Here is a 17,816-nt window from a genome sequence, read left to right on the forward strand (position 1 = left end):
CCGGTGGCCTGCTACTCCATCTCCTCGTCCAGGCTCCACCCCCCCCCCGCTTGGGGGGTTGTTGTCGCAGCCGTCGGCCGCCCCCCCCCCCCCCCCCACCATGCTGGGCGGGACCGGCTGCGCCCGGCTTCGGGGCCGGTTGGGATCCGGTATGTCCGCAGGTCGGCGCGGCCGCACCGGGCCGCGCGGGCCGCACCGGGCCCTCCCCGCAGGCCCCCGCACCCCGCCCCGCCTGCGGCCATACCGCTCGCCAGGCGTTCCCGAACCGGGCCCGAAGCCGCGCCCGCGACCCTGGCCGGGAACGCCCGTGTACACCCGCTCCGCCGCGCACGCCCCCGCACAGCGAAGGACGACCGAAGGACGGCCACCATGCCCTGCCCACTCTGCGCCCAGCCCGTCGGCACCAACGACCAGTTCTGCCCCTCCTGCGGCGCCGCCCGGGGCGCCGCCCTCGACCTGGCCGCCGAGGAGCGCAAGCTGGTCACGGTGGTCTTCTGCGACCTGGTCGACTCCACCGCCCTGTCCGGCGCGCTCGATCCGGAGACCCTGCGCGAGGTGATCCTGCGCTACTTCGAGCGGATGCACCGCCGGATCGAGGCGCACGGCGGCACCCTGGAGAAGTTCATCGGGGACGCCGTGATGGCCGTCTTCGGCGTCCCGGTGATCCGCGAGGACGACGCCCACCGGGCGCTGGCCGCCGCCCTCGCCATGCTGGAGGACCTGGAGGACCTCAACACCGAGCTGGACGCCACCCTCGGGGTCCGCCTGGACGTCCGGATCGGTGTCAACACCGGCCAGGTGGTGGCGGGTTCGGACGCCTCGGCGCGCCAGGCGCTGATCTCCGGCGAGACTGTGAACATCGCCGCCCGGCTGCAGACCCGGGCCGCCCCCGGCCAGGTGCTGATCGGCCCGCAGACGCTGCGCGCGGCCGGTCCGGCCGCCCAGGTGGACGAGGTCGGCCCGCTGCACCTCAAGGGCAAGGCCGAGCCGGTCACCGCCTACCGCCTGGTCGCCCTGGACGAGGACGACCCGGAGCTGCTGCGCCGCTTCGACGTCCCGCTGGTCGGCCGGGATCGCGAACTGGCTCAGCTGGACGCCGCGTTGGCGCGGGTGGCGGGCGGCTCGGGGGCCGAGCTGCTGCTGGTCGCCGGCGAGGCCGGAATCGGCAAGACCCGGCTGGTGCGCGAGTGGCGCGAGCGGGTCGGCCGGCGCACCGCGCGCTGCGGCACCGCCCGCTGCCGCAGCTTCGGCGAGCAGGGCACGCTGGCGCCGATCGCCGAGGCGGTCCGGACCCTGCTGGACGAGCCCGGGGGCGCCGCTCCGGCGGAGGCGCTGGCCCGGCTGGACGAGGCGACGGCGCCGGGCCTCGACACCCGCCGCTCGCTGGAGCTGCTGGCCGCGATCCTGCGGGGCCGCACCGTCGAGCGCCCGGCCGTCCTGGTCCTGGACGACTGCCAGTGGGCCGGCCCGGCGCTGGTGGACGCCGCCGGGTGGCTGGCGGCCGAGCTCGGCGCGGCCCCCGTGCTGCTGCTCTGCCTGACCCGCCCCGAGCTCCCGGCCGCCCGCCCGGAGCTGCCGGCACTGCCGGTCGGCGGCCTGTCCTGGGACGAATCCGCCCTGCTGGCCGCCCAGTTGACCGAACTGAGTGCCCACCAGGACGCGGTTCCCACCCGGCTGCTGGAGCGCGCCGAGGGCAACCCGCTGCACCTGGAGGAGCTGCTGGCCGCCCTCACCGAGACCGAGGGCCCCGTCCCGACCGACGAACTGCCGCCCACCGGACGGGCCCTGCTCAGCGCCCGGATCGACGGGCTGGAGCGCGACGAGCGCGCCACCCTCGACCTCGCCGCCGTCCTCGGCCGCGCCTTCACCGCCACCGAACTCGCCGAACTCGCCCACGGCGGCAGCGACCAGGACGCGTTCGCCGACCCGGAGGACGACGTCTTCACCGGCCCGATCGACGGGCTGCCGGCCGGCCCGTCCGCCGGGGGCGACGACACCCCGCCGCGGCTGCACGCCGCGCTGGCCCGGCTGGCCGAGCTGCGGCTGGTCGAACCGGCCGGCACCGGCTACCGGTTCAGCAGCGGCCTGGTCCAGGAGTCCGTCTACCAGTCGATGTCCAAGCGGGCCCGCGCCGAGCGCCACGAGCGCGCCGCCGACCTGCCGGCCGTCCGCTCCACCGGGGACGCCGCCGTCGGCGGCCACCTGGAACGCGCCCACCGCTACCGGCTCGAACTCGGCCTGCTGGACACCCGCACCGACGTGCTGCGCACCCGCGCGGCCGCCGCCCTCTGCGCCGCCGGGGCCGGCGCGCTGGCCCGCGCCGACCTGCCCGCCGCCACCGACCTGCTGGAGCGCGCCGTCCGGCTGCACTACCCGGGCGAGCGCGCCGCGGGCCCCGCGCTGCGCCGCCTCGGCGAGGCCCGGCTGGCGCTCGGCCGCGCCGAGGAGGCGCTGCCCGTCCTCGCCCAGGTGCGGGACGCGGCCGCCGACCCGCTGGACGCCGCGCACGCCCGGCTCGCGCTGGCCGCCCGCGGCCTGCCGCCCGGCCCGGACCAGCCCGCCGCGACCGCCCGCGCCGTCCTGCCGCTGTTCACCGACACCGGGGACGACCTCGGCCGGGCCCGGGCCGGGCTGCGGCTCGCCGAGGAGCAGTTGCTGGCCGGCCGGCACACCGAGGCCGAGCGGCTGCTGGACCAGGCCCTCGACCGGGTCTGCCGCACCGACGCCGAGCTGGACCGGGCCGCCGTGCTGGCCGCACTGGCCGCCTCCCTGCTGGCCGGCCCCGAGCCCGTCCCCAACGCGACCTTCCGGCTGCGCGCCCTGCTCGGCGAGCACGGCACCGGCCGGCGGACCGTGCGGGTCGCGCTGAACGGCCCGCTGGCCGTCCTGCTGGCCCTGCGCGAGCGCCCCGAGGAGGCCGAGCTGCTGCTCGCCGAGGCCAACAGCCTGGCCGGGGAGCTGTCGCTGGCCGAGGCGATGGTGGCGCTGCCCGCGCTGACCGCCCAGGCGGCGGCCGCCCTCGGCCAGAGCGGCCAGGCGCTGGACCTGCTCGCCGACGCCGCCGAGATCGCCCGCCACCAGGGCAGCCCCGCCCCGCTGCCGCGCCTCGCCCTGACCAGCGCACGGGTCCTGCTGGACACCGACCGCCCGGCCCAGGCCGCCCGGCACCTGGACGACGCGGACGCCCTCGCCGCGCTGCCGCCGGTGCTCGCGATCGAACTGGACGCGCTGCGCGGCCGGCTCGCCGCCGCCCGGGGCGAGGCCGCGCCGGCCCTGGACCTGACCGCCGCCGCCCTGGCCGCCGCGGAGGCCACCGAGTCGCTGCTGCTGCAGGCGCTGACCGCGCTCGACCGGGCGCACGCCCTGCTGCTGCTCGACCGCCCCGCCGAGGCCGCGGTGGCCGCCGCCACCGCCCGGGACCGGTTCGCCGCCAAGGGCCACCTGCCGGGCGTGCGGCGGGCCGAGCGGCTCGGGGGCACCCGGTGAGCGGCCCGGCCGGCCTCACCTGGAGCCTGCGCGACCGCACCCCCGCCGACCTGCCGGTGCTCGCCGACGCCGTCGCCCCCGACGGCGAGGAGAGCGGCGGGGGCGGGGGCGGGGGGACCGGCAAGGGCGTACGGGTCTGCGTCGTCGACTCCGGGATCGAGCCCGACCACCCGCTGGTCGGGCCGGTGCAGGGCTCCTGGGCGGTGGCCAGGGACCCGGCCACCAGGGAGCTGGTCGTCCGCCCGGACTCCGCCGGCGACACCTGCGGGCACGGCACCGCCTGCGCCGGCATCATCCGCCGCACCGCCCCGGATTGCGAGCTCTACAGCGTGCGGGTCCTCGGCGAGCGCTTCACCGGCACCGGCGACATGCTGATCGCCGGGCTGCGCTGGGCCGTCGGGCAGCGCTTCGACGTGATCAACCTCAGCCTCTCCACCACCCGGACCCGCTTCCTGGACGAGCTGCACGCGATCGCCGACGACGCCTTCTTCGCCCGTACCGCGATCGTCGCCTCCGCCCACAACACCCCGGTGGAGAGCTACCCGTGGCGGTTCTCCTCGGTCATCTCGGTGGGCAGCCACCAGGAGGACGACCCGCGGCTGCACCTGTACAACCCGGCCCCGCCGGTGGAGTTCTTCGCGCCCGGCCAGAACGTCCGGGTGCCCTGGCTCGGCGGCGCCACGATCCGCACCACCGGCAACAGCTTCGCGACCCCGTACGTGGCCGGGCTCTGCGCCCGCATCCTGTCCCGGCGGCCGAGGCTGACCACCTTCCAGCTGAAGAGCGCGCTCTACCTCACCGCGGCCAACGTCCAGGTCCCTTCCACCCCCACCCCGGAGGCGCCCGATGACCCTCAGCACTGACCCCGCCGTCGACCCGCTGGCCCGCGAGCTGCTCCAGTCCGTGGTGGACGTCGCCCGGGCGATCTTCGGCGCCCAGGCGGGCTCGGTGTGCCTGCTCGACGAGGCGGCCGGGGAGCTGGTCTTCCAGGCCGTCTCCGGGCGCGGCGAGGAGTCGCTGGTGGGCCGCCGCTTCCCGGCCGGCCGGGGGATCGCCGGCTGGGTGGCCGCCTCGGGCGAGCCGATGGTGGTGGACGACCTGGGCGCCGACCGCACCTTCGACCGGGACTTCGCCGAGTCCACCGCGTACGTCCCGACCGCCCTGATGGCCGCGCCGCTCACCCACGGCAGCCGGGTGCTCGGCGTCCTGGAGGTGCTGGACCCGGCCCCGCAGGCCCGCGCCAGCCTGCCCGAGCTGGACCTGCTGGCGATGTTCGCCCGCCAGGCCGCCGCCGCCCTGCGGGTGATCGCCGAGCGCTCCCCCGCCCCGGCGCCGGCCCCCGACCGCGCCGCCGCCCTCGGCCTGCTCGCCGACCTGGAGGAGCTGTTGCGCCGTCAGCCCTGAGCGCCCCGGGCAGCCCGGGCGTCGCGGGCCGGGGTCAGCCGGGCGATCTGCCCGCGCTCCAGCGCCGCGTACACCGTGCCGTCCGGGGCGACGGCGATGCCGTGCGGCTCGGCGCCCGGGCCCGGGACGGGGTGGCCGTCGAGCCGCCCGTCGGGGGTGAGCACCCCGATCCGGCCGGCGCCCCACTCGGTGAACCAGAGCGCCCCGTCCGGTCCGGCCGCGACGGCGTGCGGCCTGGCCGAGCGGTCGGCCAGCGGATGCTCGCTCACCTTCCCGTCCACGGTGATCCGCCCGACCAGCCCGCCGCCGATCCCGACGTACCAGAGCGCGCCGTCCGCCCCGGCGGTGATCCCGACCGGCGCGGTGCCCTCGGTGGGCAGCCGGTGGACGGTCACCGCGCCGTCGGTGCCGACCCTCGCCACCGCGTCCGCCTGGTTGAGCGTGCACCACAGTGCCCCGTCCGGCCCGGCCGTGATCAGCGACGGGAAGGCCCCGTCGACCGGCAGCGGGTACTGCGTCACCTCGCCGTCCACGGTGATCCGCCCGACCCGGTCGGCGTTCAGCTCGGTGAACCAGAGCGCCCCGTCCGGCCCCGCGGCGATCCCGTACGGGCCGGGGTCCTCGCCCGGCAGCTCGAACGAGCGGGCCCGCCCGTGGACGTCGATCCGCCCGATCCGGTGGTCCCGCATCCGGCTGAACCAGAGCGCCCCGTCCGGGCCCGCCGTGATCACCGCGGGCCCGCACCCTGGCGCCCCGAGGCCGTAGCGCCGCACCGTCCCGTCCGGGGCGAGCCGCCCGATCTCCCCGCTGTGCACCAGCGTGAACCAGACGCCCCCGTCGGGCCCCACGGCGACCCCGTACGGCCCGGCTCCCGCCTCGGCCACCTCGAACAGTTCCATGCGACCCCTCCCGAAGCACTATTGCGACTCATGTCGCATTAGCAATGCTCACATGATCCCCCGGCCGACGGCAACCCGCTTTCCGCTCCGCCCGGCCGGCTGCTCAGCGGTCCGGCACCGCCGACCGGTCCGGATCCCCGCGCAGCACCGAGACGACGCCCATTCCGGCCGCGCAGACCGGGACGGCGAGCAGGGCGCCGATGATGCCGGCGATACCGGCGCCGGCCACCACGGCGACCATGATGGTCGCCGGGTGCAGCTCCACCGTGCGGCTCTGGATCACCGGCTGGAGGATGTTCCCCTCGATCATCTGCACCGTGAGCACCACGCCGAGCGCCCACAGCGCCGTACCGATGCCGCCGTCGGCGAGGGCGACCAGGACCGCCGCCGTGCCGGACAGGAAGGCCCCGACGAAGGGGATGTAGGCGCCCATGAAGACCAGCGCGCCCAGCCCCGGCGCGCCCGGCACACCGAGGGCGAGCAGGCCGATGGTGATGAAGCTCGCGTCGATCAGGGCGATCAGGGTGGTGCCGCGCATGAACCCGGCCATCGCGTCGAAGGCCCGCCCGGCGCAGGCGATCACGGTGGTGGCGCTGCGCTCGGGCAGGTAGGAGCGGATGACGTCGCCGGTGCGGTGGCCGTCCCGCAGGAAGAAGAACACCAGGGCGAGCGCCAGCACCCCGCCGGTGATCAGCTGGGTGAGCAGGCCGAGCCCGGAGAGCACGCCGTTGGTGAGGGTGGACACCAGCGAATTGGTCTCGCCCTTGGCGTTGCTCAGCGCGTGCTGGATCTTCGACCCGAAGGGGCCGAGCCAGCCGGCCAGCCGCCGCCCGGCCTCCGGGAGCGAGGCGGCGATCTGCGGGGCGCTGTGCACCAGGGAGTTGACCAGCAGGGCGATCACCCCGCCGACCGCCGTGACCAGCACCGTGCAGGTCAGCCCGGCGGCCAGGCCCCGCCCGACGCCCCGGCGCACCAGCCAGGGCACCACCGGGTAGAGCAGCGAGGTCCCGAGCAGGGCCAGCAGGAACGGCACGGTCGCGGCCCGCAGTTCGACCAGCGCGAAGACCACCAGCGAGGCGACGGCGATCAGCAGGATCACCGCCAGCGACCAGGCCGCCGCCTGCCGCAGCGCGGGCGGCAGCATCAGGTACGGCCTGCGGTGGTCCGGCCGCCGCTCCTCGCCGGGCGCGCGCTCCACGGACACGGTCGCCTCCGCCGGGGTCTCGACGATTCCGGACCGCCCCAGCTCAGCAGAGGTTCCGACGGCCCGCGCGGCGGACCGGCCGGGAGCACCCGAACGAGCTACCCGGGGGCCTCGAACCGCACCGCGCCGTCCTCGCCCGCCCCCGCGAAGACCAGTACCCGCTGCGCCTCGGCCTCGGCGGCCCGCCGGTCGGCCGGACGCAGCGGGGCGAACGGGGCGACGGTCACCTCCCGGTCGCCGGTCAGCCGCCAGGTCCCGGCGACCAGCCCGTCCACCAGGAGGGTTCCGTGCACGATGCCGTTGCGGGTCATCACCCGGCCCCGGTGCTCCTCGGACAGCACCCGGGTGCGGTCCGCGTGCGAGAGCAGCAGGTTGTCGAACGGGGCGACCAGCCGGACCGGCGCGGGGGTGTCCTCGTCGGGGCGGGGCGCCTCGGGCAGGTCGTACAGCTGCCGGCCCTGTTCGTCCCGGAAGGCCCGCAGGCTCGGTGCGAGCCGCCGCAGCACCGGGGCGAGGCCGGCCAGGCCGCACCACTGGCGCAGGTCGGCCGCGGAGGCGGGGCCGAACGCGGCGAGGTAGCGCAGCACCAGGCCGTCCGGGCCGGGTGACGGGTCGAGCGGGCGGCCGAGCCAGGCCTCGGCGGTGGTGTGGGCGGCCGGTCCGCCGCGCCCCCACAGCCCGCGCGGCGGGACCTGCACCAGCGGCAGCCGGCAGCGGGCGGCCTGGGCGAGGGCGGCCGGGTCGCGGTCCGGGCGGCTCGCGGCGAGCAGCGCGCCGAGCTGCTGGAAGGTGCGCGGCCGCTCCTCGACCAGGGTGCGGGCCTCGGCGGCGAGCGCGTCCAGGTCCAGGCCGGTCAGCCGCTTCCCGAAGGTGGTGCGCATCGCCTGGTCCAGCATCGGCTGGAGGAGCGGGCGCAGCGTCAGGCAGTCCTCGGCGGTGACGAGGTGGATGGTGCCGCGCTGGAGGGCGGTGCGGACCACCGCCCGCTGCTCGATCAGGGTGCTCAGCCGCTCGGGCGTGAAGCCGTCGAGCCGGGCCAGCAGTCCGAGGTAGGGCGGCTGGGGTGCGGCCTGGGCCTGGAGGCCGCCGAGGTGGTGGATCAGTTCGGCGGGCTGCTGGTCGGTGCGGGCGAGCAGGTGCTGACGGGCCAGCAGGGCCCGGCCGAGCGCCCGTCGGCTCAGGACCGGTGCGGTCACCGGCGGCCGTCCAGCACGGAGCGCAGGACGCCGATCCGGTTGGAGGTGATGGAGGCGACGCCGCTCTCGCGCAGCCGGCGCATGGTGCGGCGCAGGTCGGCGGTCCAGGTGGAGACGGCGAGCCCCTGCTCCGCCGCGGCGGCGGTGAACGCGGGGGTGACCAGGCCGAACGGCGGGTTGAGGTAGCGCGGGCGCAGGTCGTCGAGCAGGGCGCGCACGGGCATCCCGGGCTGCTTCCAGGTGAGGGCGATCTCGGCGTCCGGGCTCAGTTCGCGCACCGCGAGCATGGCGGTGGTGGGGCCGCAGAAGGCGACCGCGCGTTCGGCGCCGAGCCCGGTGACCACCGACCAGGTCGCCGCGGCCGGTCCGGCGTCGTCCAGGTCGATCAGCAGCCTGCGGCCGTCGACGGCGGCGACCGCCTTGATCGCCTCGGCGAGGGTGGGGACGGTGAGCGGGCCCTGTCGCAGCTCCTCCAGCTGGTCGGCGGTGACCCGGTCGATCGACCGCGGGTCGCGCCAGAGCCGCTCCAGGGTTTCGTCGTGCAGCAGCACGGGCACCCGGTCGCGGGTGAGCCGGACGTCCACCTCGACGGCGTCGGCCCCGGCGGCGAGCGCGGACTCGACGGAGGGCAGGGTGTTCTCGCGGTGGCGGTAGGGGTCGCCGCGGTGGGCGACGGCGAGCGGTTTGGCCATGGCGTTCAACGGATCCTTCCGGCGAGCCAGGGGGTGAGGTCGTGGACGCCGATGGCCTCGCGGTGGCTCGGCTCCCCCGGGACGGTGACGATCAGCGTGGTGGACGGCGGGAAGGTGCGCGCCTTGACGTGCACCAGGTCGGACCAGAGGGCGTTCAGGAAGCCGGGGACGCGGTCGCGGTCGACGTCGAAGGCGATGCCCTCGACGGTCACGGTGACCTCGTCGTGGGTGAACAGCCGGACGGTGACGGCGGGCCGGCCGTCGAACTCCAGCAGTGCCTCGTGCGGGAGGGCGTCCGGTTCCCCGTCGGGACCGCCCGGGCCGACCAGCCCGGCGAAGGTCCGGTCGCGGCCGATGTCGTGCTGGGCGCGGACGGTGCGGCCGTGCCGGGCGGTCACGGCCTCGATCGCGAGCACGGCGCTCTGGGTGGTCGGCAGGTGCGGGGGTGGCATCCGGGCCTCTCCTTCGGTTCCGGGGCTCGTGGGGCTCGTGGGGCGGGGCGGCCGGGGCGGCCCGTGCTCGGGCGACGGGCCCCGACTAGCGTCGTTCGACCATCACATTGGTGGACTTGATGACCGCCGTGGCGGGTGCGCCGGGGACCAGGTTCAGCTCCTCCGCCGACTCCCGGCTGATCAGGGACACCACCCGGAACGGCCCGGCCTGGATCTCCACCTGCGCGGCCACGTCGCCGAGCACCACGTGGGTGACGATCCCCGGGAACCGGTTGCGCGCCGAGGACGGCCGGCCCTCCGCCTCGGAGTTCTCCGGCCGGGCCAGCTCCCGGGCGAAGGCGGCGAGCTCGGCCCCCGGGATGATCCGGTGCCCGTGCTCGTCCCGCGCGGCGGCGACCCGCCCGGCGTCCACCCAGCGCCGCATGGTGTCGGCGCTGACGCCGAGCAGCGCCGCGGCCTCGCCGATGCGGTACGGGTTGGCCGGCACCTCGGGCTGGCCCATGAGCGTCTCCTGACGGTGGTTCTGATTCCCGGGGCGAGTGCCCCTGCGCCATCCTGCCGTACGGACGGCGCGGGTGATCACGCGAGGGCGGTCACGGCTCGCCGAAGAGGTCGCGCCGCACCGCGTCCCCGGCGGTGAGCACCGCCCCGGCGAGCACCGCGCCGCCGCCCGCCGTGCCGGCCCGCACCTCGGTGCTCAGCGGGGAGAGCCGGGCCAGCCGCCGCTCGACCCGTCCGGCCAGCTCCGGGCCGCCGGCCCGGCCGACCTCGCCGCCGAGCACCACGCAGCCGGGGTCCAGCACCACGCAGACGCTCGCCGCACCGATCGCGATCCGCTCGGCCAGCTCGTCCAGGAAGACCTCGCCCGCCGCGCCGGCCGCCAGGGCGGCCCGTACGGCGGCCTCGGCGGCGGGGGCGTCCCCGGCCGGGCCGGCGGGCAGCCCGTGGGCGCGGGCCAGCGCGCAGATCGCGGCGCTGCCGACCAGGCTGTGGAAGCCGCCCTCGCAGCTGTCGGCGCTGGGCAGGGCGACGGTGCCGGGAACGGGCAGGAAGCAGATCTCGCCGGTGCCGCCGGAGAAGCCCCGGCGCAGCCGCCCGTCCAGGATCACGGCGGCGCCGACGCTGTGGCCGAGCCACAGCAGTACGAAGGTGTCGCGGTCGCGCGCGGCACCGACCCGGTACTCGGCCCGCCCGGCCAGGTTGACCTCGTTCTCCAGGATCACCTCGGTGCCGGGCAGCTCGCGCAGCGCGGCGAGGAGTTCGGCGTGCCAGGCGGGGAGCTTGCCGGTGCTCTGCAGCCGGCCGGTGGCCTGGTCGACCAGTCCGGGGGCGCCGACCGCGACGGTGTGCAGCCGTTCGACGCCGACGCCGCGAGCGGTGTCCAGCAGGGCGGCGACGATGGTCCCGGCGGTGTCCGGCCCGCCGTCGCCCTCGACCGGGACCTCGGCGGTGGCCAGGCCGCGCCCGGCCAGGTCGGCGACGACCAGGCTGACGCCGCCGGAGCGGACGTCGAAGGCGGCGAGGTGGGCCCGGGAGGCGACCAGCGCGTAGAGCCGGGCGTTGGGGCCGCGCCGCTGTTCGCCGCGCTCGCCGACGACGGCCACCAGTCCGGTGCGCTGGAGGCGTTCGAGCAGGTCGGCGACGGTCGGCCGGGAGAGGCCGGTGAGGTCGCGCAGCTCGGTCGCGGTCAGGGGGCCCTGTTCGAGCAGGAGGTTGAGCGCCAACCGGTCGTTGATCGCCCGGGCGGTACTCGGCGTGGCCGTACGCGCGGTGGTCATGGCAGCTCATCCTTCCAGAGCATTTCTATCAGGGTCCCTTCCTGATAATTTAGCGACCGTCACAGGGCACTGTCGCGCCCCTCACCGCGCGACCGGGAGGGAAGAACCCATGAGCGGAACCACCGCACCACCACCGCCGGAGCCGTTGGCCGCGCCCCGCCGGGCCCGGAGGAGCATCGCCCTGACCTTCCTGGTGCACGGGGCCGTCACCGGCAGCTTCGTCACCCGCATCCCCTGGATCCAGCACCACCTCGACCTCTCGACCGGCCAGCTCGGCCTGGCCCTGGTCATGCCCGCCGTCGGCTCCTCCCTCGCCATGCCGCTGGCCGGCCGCTTCGTGCACCGCTACGGCGGCCGGGCCGCGGTGCGCGGGCTGATCTCGCTCTGGTGCCTGTCCCTCGCCCTGCCCGCACTCGCCCCCTCGCTGCCGGTGCTGTGCGCGGCCCTGCTGGCGTACGGCGCCACCTCCGGGATGGCCGACGTCGCGATGAACGCCCAGGGCGTGGAGATCGAGGAGCGGCTCGGCCGCTCGATCATGTCCGGGCTGCACGGGATGTGGAGCGCGGGCGGACTGCTGGCCTCCCCCTTCGGCATCCTCGCCGCCCACCTGGACCTCGACGCCCGGATCCAGCTCGCCGTCACCGCGCTGGTCCTGCTCGCGCTCGCCCAGCCCGTCTGCCGCGGCCTGCCCGACCTCCGGGCACAGGAGGGCGCGGAGGAGCCGCCGCGGTTCGCGCTGCCGCCGCGCAGCTCGCTGGTGATCGGACTGGTCGGCTTCTGCGCGGTCTTCGCCGAGGGCGCCTCGATGGACTGGAGCGGCGTCTACCTGCGGGACGTCACCGGCGCCTCGGCCACCGTCGCCGCCGCCTCGTACACCGCCTTCTCGCTCACCATGGCGGTCAGCCGGCTCGCCGGGGACGCCGCGATCCGCCGCCTCGGCGCCGTCCGCACCACCCGCATCGGCGGCGCCGTCGCCACCGTCGGCGGCCTGCTGGTGGTCGCCGCGGACAGCCCGGCACTGGCCATCCCCGGCTTCGCCCTCATCGGCATCGGCATCGCGGTGATCGTCCCGCTCGCCTTCGCCGCGGCCGGCCGGATCGGCACCAACCCCAGCCAGGCCATCGCGGGCGTCGCCACCGTCACCTACACCTCCGGCCTGATCGCCCCCGCGGTCATCGGCGCCCTCGCCCAGGCCACCTCGCTGACCGTCTCCTTCGGCCTGGTCACCGCGCTCGCCTGCGCCCTGCTGCTGAGCGCCGGGGCGCTGCGGCTGGCCGAACGGAATTCCGGCGGTGAGAACGTGACCGCAATGTCACCGGAAAAGCCTTCCGGAAAAGATCTCTCCGCGATATGATGATGAATTCCTGAGGGAATTTCCCGCTAAGGTCTCGAACCGCCGGGCGCACACCGCGCCCGGCGGTTTTCGTGCTCCGCGAGAGGAATTCCCCCGTGTGCTACGACCCGGACGCCGCCCCGCCCGTCCTCGGCCCCGCCCCGTGGCCCCTGGCCGAGGCCGCCCCACTCACCCTGACCTCGGCCGACGGCACCCGGTTCGGTGCCTTCCTGGCCCGGCCGGAGACCGCCACCGGGCCCGGGGTGCTCGTCCTGCCGGACAACAGGGGCCTCTCCCCGTTCTACCGCCGGACCGCCGCCCGGCTCGCCGAACACGGCCACCCGGCCCTCGTCCTCGACTATTACGGCCGCACCGCCGGAGCCGCCCCGGAAAAGCGCCCGGCGGAATTCGGCGAAATGCCGAACCTGCTCCCCCACCTGCTCGCGCTCACCCCCGCAGGACTGGACGCCGACATCACCGCCGCACTGGAACGGCTGCGCGCCGCCGGGCCCGCCGAGGTGGTCGCGCTCGGCTTCTGCTTCGGCGGCCGACAGGCCTTCCGCACCGCCGCCCCGCGCTTCGGCCTGGCCGGCGCGGTCGGCTACTACGGCTACCCGGACACCCTCAACGGCGCCCCCGGGCCCACCCAACTGGCCGGGGGGCTGACCGCCCCGGTGCTCGCCTTCTGGGGCGGCGCCGACGAGCACATCCCGGCCGCCGCCGTCGAGGCCTTCGACGCGGCGCTCACCGCGGCCGGCTGCCCCCACGAGTTCGTCAGCTATCCGGGGGCACCCCACAACTTCTTCGAGCTCGCCGCCGTCGAACACGCCGACGCGGCCCGCGACTCGTGGCAGCGCCTGCTGGGGTTCCTCTCCCGACCGAGCTGAGGTCCGTCCCGCGGGTCGGCCCGGGGCGCCGGCGGGGCCCGGGCACCGGTTAGGCTCGGGCGGTGTTCGAGCCCGATGCCGTTCCCGTGCCGCCCGCCGTGCCGCAGGCGCCCGCCGTCGCACCGCGTTCCCCGTGGTGGCGGTTCGCGCTGCTGGTGGTGGTGCTCGCGGCGACGGCCGGGTCGCTGCTGCTGTGGAGCCCGACGGAGCTGCTGTCCGGCGGGCTGGCGGACCGGATGCCGGGGTACTGGTTCGGCCCGCTGTTCGCCCTGGTCTACGCGGTGGGGACGCTCGCCTTCGTACCCCGGCCGGCGCTGAACGCGGTGGCCGGTCTGCTGCTCGGCATCCAGCAGGGCGTGCTGCTGGCCGTGCTCGGCACCACCGTGGGCGCGGCCCTGGCCTTCGGGCTCGGCCGGGGCCTCGGCCGGGAGGCGCTGCGCCCGTACCTGCGCGGGAAGGTGCTCGGGGCGCTGGACCGGCGGTTCACCGAGCAGGGCTTCCGCAGCGTGCTGGTGCTGCGGCTGCTGCCCGGGATGCCGTTCCAGGCGGCCAACTACGGCGCCGCGTTCTCCGGGGTCCGCTTCCTGCCCTTCGTGCTGGCCACCGCGATCGGCGTGGTGCCGACCACCGCGGTGTACGTCACGGCGGCGGCCAGCGCGGGCCGGCCGGGCTCGGCGGCCTTCCTGCTGTCGGCGGGGGTGATCGCCCTGCTGGTGCTGGGCAGCGTGGTGGGCCTCTGGCGGACGGTCCGGACCCGCCACCGGGCGACGGCCGGCTGAGCCGCTCCACGGGGCCGGCAGCAGAGCCGGGAGCAAAATCGCTCGCGCCCGCGCGCGACCGGACGCCAGGATGGCGCGCATGACCGAACCGAACCCGCGGGTGGACCCGCCGATGACGGCCGACGAGGCCGCCACCCTGACCGCCTTCCTCGACTACCACCGCCGCACCCTCGCCCTCAAGTGCGAGGATCTGACCGACGACCAGCTGCGACTGCGCTCCGTCCCGCCGTCGAGCCTCTCGCTGCTGGGCCTGGTCCGGCACATGGCCGAGGTGGAGCTGTACTGGTTCCAGTCCGTCCTGCTCGGCCGGGAGATCACCGGGCACTTCTGGACCGAGGAGCACGAGGACGCCGACTTCGACGACGTCGACACCGCTGACGTCGCGGCCGACTTCGCCACCTGGCGCGCCGAGGTCGAGGCCGCCCGCCTCGCCGTCGCCGGCCTGCCGCTGGACACCGTCGGCAAGAACCCGCGCCGGGGACAGCCGGTGACGCTGCGCTGGATCCTCACCCACATGATCGAGGAGTACGCGCGACACAACGGCCACGCGGATCTTCTGCGCGAATTGATCGACGGCGCGACCGGCGAGTGACGCGACGGGTGAAATCGTTTCCTCATTGTTGACAGAAGGTCAATTAAGCCGTGACCGCGACCGATAAGGTCAACGCGCGCAACCGTACGGTGCCGCGCCGCGTCACTGGAAGTGCCCGGGTTCGCCCGGGTTTCCGGCGCGGCACGACTCGTACGGGGGTTGCGAGCGGGCACGGGACCGGTGAACAGTGCGATACTCGGACAGTTCCGACGAGTGGATGACGTGTCAAGAACGGCACGCGACCCCGGGGGACCAGGACGGGACGAGGCAGGGAGGCGCGGCATGGGAGCACTTCGCGACGAGCACCACAACGGGTGGCTGATGCCCTCGGGGAACTACCCGGCCGCGGTGTACGACGACGAGTGGGTGGATCAGGAGACGGTTCCGGCCGCCCCCGCGCCCACGAAGATCGTCTCCCTGCGGCCGACGGGCTTCGAGGCGGCCCGGACGGTCGGTGAGCACATCCGGGCGAGCATCCCGGTGGTCATGGACCTCACCGAGATGAACGAGGCCGAGGCCAAGCGCATGGTCGACTTCGCCTCCGGGCTGATCTTCGGCACCAGGGGCGGCATCGAGCGGATCGCCCGGAGGGTCTTCCTGCTCACCCCGGCCGACGTCGAGGTCATGGTGATCGACCGCCCGATGGACGAGACCGGCTTCTACAACCAGAGCTGAGCCGCCGCCCGGCGACGGCTGAAGCTCCGGCCGACAGCGGCGGCACCCCGGACCGGGGACGGTACACCCACCGTCCCCGGTTTTTTGCTGCCCGCCCACCGAGACCCGACGCCTCACCTGAGAGCCCGAACAAAAGAATGAGACATCCGCGTCTCATGTGAACTAGACTCGATGCATGGCCACCGATCGCGACACTGTCCTGGAAGCCGCCGTCGGCGTCCTCTCCCGCCGCCCGACCGCCCACCTGGACGAGATCGCGCGCGCCGCCGGCATCAGCCGCGCCACGCTGCACCGGCTCTTCCCGGGGCGCGACGCGCTGATCCGCGAGATCGGCCTGCTCGGGCTGCGCCGCTTCGCCTCCGCGCTGGACACCGCCGACGTCGAGCGGGGCGACGCCGAGGCCGCGCTGCGCCGCCTGGTGGACGCCTCCGTCCCCGACGCCATGCTCTGCGCCTTCCTGGCCGGCGAGAACCAGCTCTACGAGCACGAGGACATCAACGACCTCTGGGAGGTCCAGATCGCCCGGCTGCACGCGCTCTTCCTGCGCGGCCAGCAGCAGGGCGTGTTCCGCATCGAACTGAGCGCCGCCTGGCTGAGCGAGGCCTTCTTCGACCTGGTGGCCGGCGTCGGCTGGTCCATCCAGGACGGCCGGCTCGCCCCGCGCGACGCCGCCTTCTCGCTCGCCGAGCTGTTCCTCGGCGGCGCGCTGCGCAGACCGGACACCCGCACCCCCGCCGGCGCCACCGCCGGCAGCACCGCCCACAGCACCGCCACCCCTGTCCACAGCACTTCCGACCACAGGCCGGACACCGATAAACCATGAACACCCTGACCGCCCGCCAGCGCTGGACCGGCCTCGCCGTCCTCGTCCTGGCCGTGACCGTGGTCGCCCTGGACGCGACCGTCCTCTCCCTCGCCATCCCGTCGATCAGCGAAACGCTGCGCCCCAGCGGCACCCAGCTGCTCTGGATCGGCGACTCCTACTCCTTCGTGCTGGCCGGCCTGCTGGTCAGCATGGGCGCCCTGAGCGACCGCATCGGCCGCAAGAAGCTGCTGCTGGCCGGGTCCGCCGCCTTCGGCGCCGCCTCGCTGCTGGCCGCCTACGCGCCGAGCGCCGGCTGGCTGATCCTGGCCCGCGCGCTGCTCGGCGTGGCCGGGGCGACGATCATGCCGTCCACGCTCTCGCTGATCCGCGGCCTCTTCCCGGACGACCGGGAGCGGGCCACCGCGATCGGCATCTGGGGCGCGGCCGCCACCGCCGGCGCCGCCCTCGGGCCGGTCGTCGGCGGGGTGCTGCTGGAGCACTTCTGGTGGGGTTCGGTGTTCCTGCTGAACATCCCGGTGCTGATCCTGCTGCTGGTGTCCGGCGCCTGGCTGCTGCCGGAGTCCAAGGACCCGAAGCCGGGCCGCTGGGACGTGCTGAGCGTGCTGCTGTCGATGGCCGGCGTGATCGGCACGGTGTACGCGATCAAGGAGGCCGCCGCGCACGGCGTGGACCGCTGGGACGTGCCGGTCACCTTCGTCCTCGGCGCCACCGCGCTGTTCCTCTTCGTCCGCCGCCAGCTGCGGCTGGAGACCCCGCTGCTCGACGTCCGGCTGTTCCGCGACCGGCGGTTCACGGCGGCCGTCTCGGCCTCGCTGATCTCCCTGGTCGGGCTCTCCGGCGTGATCTTCGTGGTCTCGCAGTACCTCCAGCTGGTCCGCGGCTACCAGCCGCTCCAGGCGGGCCTGGCCGAGCTGCCCGCCTTCGCGGGTTCGGTGGCCGGCGGTCTGCTCACCGCCGCGATCGCCCGGCGCTTCGGCGCCCGCAAGGCGCTGACGGCCTGCCTGCTGGCGATGGGACTGGGCGTGGGCGCGCTCGGCTGGCTGTCGCAGGACACCACCTACCTGCTGCTGGCCGCCTCCTTCCTGCTGGTCGGGACGGCCGAGGGCGTGGTCTACACGCTCGGCGCCGACCTGGTGCTGACCGCCGCGCCCGCCGACAAGGCCGGGGCCGCCTCGGCGGTCTCGGAGACGGCGTACGAGCTGGGCACCGCGCTCGGCATCGCCCTGGTGGGCTCGGTGGTCGGCTCGATCTACGCGAGCGGGCTGGCGGTCCCGGCCGGGACGGACCCGGCGGCGGCCGCCCGGGCCGGCGAATCGCTGGGCTCGGCCGTCGAGACGGCACAGGGCCTGTCGCCGGAGCTCGCCCGGCCGCTGCTGGCGAGCGCCCGGGAGTCCTTCGTCAACGGCATGAACAGCGCCGGGCTGCTGGCCGCCGCGCTGCTGGTCGGTGCGGCCGTGATGGCCTGGCGGCTGCTGCGCGGGCTGTCCGAGCCGAAGCCGGGGGCGGCGACCGGTTCGCAGGGCGCGGTCGACGCACCGGCCGAGCAGCCGAAGGTCACCGCGTAGCAGTGCCCGGGAACGGCCGTTTCCCCGCCGGGGGAACGGCCGTTCCCG

The 17,816-nt window shown here is 75.7% G+C and carries 17 protein-coding genes; 10 read left to right on the plus strand and 7 right to left on the minus strand.

The window, feature by feature from the left end; translation table 11 throughout:
* Positions 1-369: 369 nt before the first annotated feature.
* From ACFVGO_RS08810 to ACFVGO_RS08820, 3 genes are read left to right on the plus strand one after another with little or no spacing between them, the layout of a single operon-like run.
* Complete coding sequence (locus ACFVGO_RS08810) at positions 370-3,486, plus strand: adenylate/guanylate cyclase domain-containing protein (RefSeq protein ID WP_380631195.1); 3,117 nt, start codon at positions 370-372, stop codon at positions 3,484-3,486.
* On the plus strand, positions 3,483-4,349 hold the full coding sequence (locus tag ACFVGO_RS08815) for a S8 family serine peptidase (protein ID WP_380352956.1): 867 nt from the start codon (positions 3,483-3,485) through the stop codon (positions 4,347-4,349). The genes ACFVGO_RS08810 and ACFVGO_RS08815 overlap by 4 nt, the downstream gene beginning before the upstream one ends.
* Positions 4,333-4,890, plus strand: a complete 558-nt coding sequence (locus tag ACFVGO_RS08820; protein WP_359913624.1) for a GAF domain-containing protein — start codon at positions 4,333-4,335, stop codon at positions 4,888-4,890. Before ACFVGO_RS08815 ends, ACFVGO_RS08820 begins: the two co-directional genes overlap by 17 nt.
* Here ACFVGO_RS08820 and ACFVGO_RS08825 read toward each other — a convergent pair.
* The 7 genes from ACFVGO_RS08825 to ACFVGO_RS08855 form a co-directional block, all read right to left on the minus strand.
* Positions 4,881-5,789 (minus strand): virginiamycin B lyase, encoded by a 909-nt coding sequence (locus ACFVGO_RS08825; protein WP_380631196.1) that lies wholly within the window; start codon positions 5,787-5,789, stop codon positions 4,881-4,883. The genes ACFVGO_RS08820 and ACFVGO_RS08825 overlap by 10 nt on opposite strands.
* Before the next feature lie 103 nt (positions 5,790-5,892).
* On the minus strand, positions 5,893-6,993 hold the full coding sequence (locus ACFVGO_RS08830) for an AI-2E family transporter (protein ID WP_380631197.1): 1,101 nt from the start codon (positions 6,991-6,993) through the stop codon (positions 5,893-5,895).
* A gap of 98 nt (positions 6,994-7,091) precedes the next feature.
* The gene (locus ACFVGO_RS08835) at positions 7,092-8,189 is read right to left on the minus strand and encodes a winged helix DNA-binding domain-containing protein (RefSeq protein ID WP_380631198.1); all 1,098 of its coding nucleotides are present in this window, start codon (positions 8,187-8,189) and stop codon (positions 7,092-7,094) included.
* Positions 8,186-8,881 carry a glycerophosphodiester phosphodiesterase gene (locus tag ACFVGO_RS08840; RefSeq protein WP_359913635.1) on the minus strand — a complete coding sequence of 232 codons (696 nt, stop codon included), beginning with the start codon at positions 8,879-8,881 and terminating at the stop codon, positions 8,186-8,188. Before ACFVGO_RS08840 ends, ACFVGO_RS08835 begins: the two co-directional genes overlap by 4 nt.
* Before the next feature lie 5 nt (positions 8,882-8,886).
* Complete coding sequence (locus tag ACFVGO_RS08845; RefSeq protein WP_380631199.1) at positions 8,887-9,333, minus strand: hypothetical protein; 447 nt, start codon at positions 9,331-9,333, stop codon at positions 8,887-8,889.
* A gap of 85 nt (positions 9,334-9,418) precedes the next feature.
* The gene (locus tag ACFVGO_RS08850; RefSeq protein WP_359913640.1) at positions 9,419-9,835 is read right to left on the minus strand and encodes a TOBE domain-containing protein; all 417 of its coding nucleotides are present in this window, start codon (positions 9,833-9,835) and stop codon (positions 9,419-9,421) included.
* A 91-nt stretch (positions 9,836-9,926) separates the two neighbouring features.
* Positions 9,927-11,111, minus strand: a complete 1,185-nt coding sequence (locus ACFVGO_RS08855) for an ROK family transcriptional regulator (RefSeq protein ID WP_359913642.1) — start codon at positions 11,109-11,111, stop codon at positions 9,927-9,929.
* Between the two features lie 109 nt (positions 11,112-11,220).
* Here ACFVGO_RS08855 and ACFVGO_RS08860 point away from each other — a divergent pair, with 109 nt between their 5' ends.
* From ACFVGO_RS08860 to ACFVGO_RS08890, 7 genes are all read left to right on the plus strand, one after another.
* Positions 11,221-12,465: an MFS transporter gene (locus ACFVGO_RS08860; protein ID WP_380631200.1), complete on the plus strand. Its 1,245-nt coding sequence runs from the start codon at positions 11,221-11,223 to the stop codon at positions 12,463-12,465.
* 95 nt (positions 12,466-12,560) lie between these two features.
* Entirely contained in the window at positions 12,561-13,331 is a 771-nt protein-coding gene (locus ACFVGO_RS08865) for a dienelactone hydrolase family protein (RefSeq protein ID WP_380352947.1), read from the plus strand.
* 62 nt (positions 13,332-13,393) lie between these two features.
* Positions 13,394-14,110, plus strand: coding sequence for a TVP38/TMEM64 family protein (locus ACFVGO_RS08870; RefSeq protein WP_380352945.1), 717 nt, complete (start codon positions 13,394-13,396; stop codon positions 14,108-14,110).
* 79 nt (positions 14,111-14,189) lie between these two features.
* Positions 14,190-14,702, plus strand: a complete 513-nt coding sequence (locus ACFVGO_RS08875) for a DinB family protein (RefSeq protein WP_359913652.1) — start codon at positions 14,190-14,192, stop codon at positions 14,700-14,702.
* Between the two features lie 282 nt (positions 14,703-14,984).
* Positions 14,985-15,377 carry a cell division protein SepF gene (locus tag ACFVGO_RS08880; protein WP_359913654.1) on the plus strand — a complete coding sequence of 131 codons (393 nt, stop codon included), beginning with the start codon at positions 14,985-14,987 and terminating at the stop codon, positions 15,375-15,377.
* Positions 15,378-15,552: 175 nt separating this feature from the next.
* Entirely contained in the window at positions 15,553-16,200 is a 648-nt protein-coding gene (locus ACFVGO_RS08885) for a TetR/AcrR family transcriptional regulator (protein WP_359913657.1), read from the plus strand.
* On the plus strand, positions 16,197-17,768 hold the full coding sequence (locus ACFVGO_RS08890) for an MFS transporter (protein ID WP_380352942.1): 1,572 nt from the start codon (positions 16,197-16,199) through the stop codon (positions 17,766-17,768). The genes ACFVGO_RS08885 and ACFVGO_RS08890 overlap by 4 nt, the downstream gene beginning before the upstream one ends.
* Positions 17,769-17,816 lie beyond the last annotated feature (48 nt).

Source organism: Kitasatospora sp. NPDC057738, from assembly GCF_042798815.1.
In the GTDB taxonomy this organism is placed as follows: domain Bacteria; phylum Actinomycetota; class Actinomycetes; order Streptomycetales; family Streptomycetaceae; genus Kitasatospora; species Kitasatospora lactacystinica.

What these genes read in the sequence shown, in the direction of transcription:
- ACFVGO_RS08810 (WP_380631195.1), top strand. Translation starts at nt 370, where the DNA reads ATGCCCTGCCCACTCTGCGCCCAGCCCGTCGGCACCAACGACCAGTTC.
- ACFVGO_RS08820 (WP_359913624.1), top strand. Translation starts at nt 4,333, where the DNA reads ATGACCCTCAGCACTGACCCCGCCGTCGACCCGCTGGCCCGCGAGCTG.
- ACFVGO_RS08825 (WP_380631196.1), bottom strand. Translation starts at nt 5,789, where the DNA reads ATGGAACTGTTCGAGGTGGCCGAGGCGGGAGCCGGGCCGTACGGGGTC.
- ACFVGO_RS08840 (WP_359913635.1), bottom strand. Translation starts at nt 8,881, where the DNA reads ATGGCCAAACCGCTCGCCGTCGCCCACCGCGGCGACCCCTACCGCCAC.
- ACFVGO_RS08845 (WP_380631199.1), bottom strand. Translation starts at nt 9,333, where the DNA reads ATGCCACCCCCGCACCTGCCGACCACCCAGAGCGCCGTGCTCGCGATC.
- ACFVGO_RS08850 (WP_359913640.1), bottom strand. Translation starts at nt 9,835, where the DNA reads ATGGGCCAGCCCGAGGTGCCGGCCAACCCGTACCGCATCGGCGAGGCC.
- ACFVGO_RS08855 (WP_359913642.1), bottom strand. Translation starts at nt 11,111, where the DNA reads ATGACCACCGCGCGTACGGCCACGCCGAGTACCGCCCGGGCGATCAAC.
- ACFVGO_RS08860 (WP_380631200.1), top strand. Translation starts at nt 11,221, where the DNA reads ATGAGCGGAACCACCGCACCACCACCGCCGGAGCCGTTGGCCGCGCCC.
- ACFVGO_RS08875 (WP_359913652.1), top strand. Translation starts at nt 14,190, where the DNA reads ATGACCGAACCGAACCCGCGGGTGGACCCGCCGATGACGGCCGACGAG.
- ACFVGO_RS08880 (WP_359913654.1), top strand. Translation starts at nt 14,985, where the DNA reads ATGGGAGCACTTCGCGACGAGCACCACAACGGGTGGCTGATGCCCTCG.
- ACFVGO_RS08885 (WP_359913657.1), top strand. Translation starts at nt 15,553, where the DNA reads ATGGCCACCGATCGCGACACTGTCCTGGAAGCCGCCGTCGGCGTCCTC.
- ACFVGO_RS08890 (WP_380352942.1), top strand. Translation starts at nt 16,197, where the DNA reads ATGAACACCCTGACCGCCCGCCAGCGCTGGACCGGCCTCGCCGTCCTC.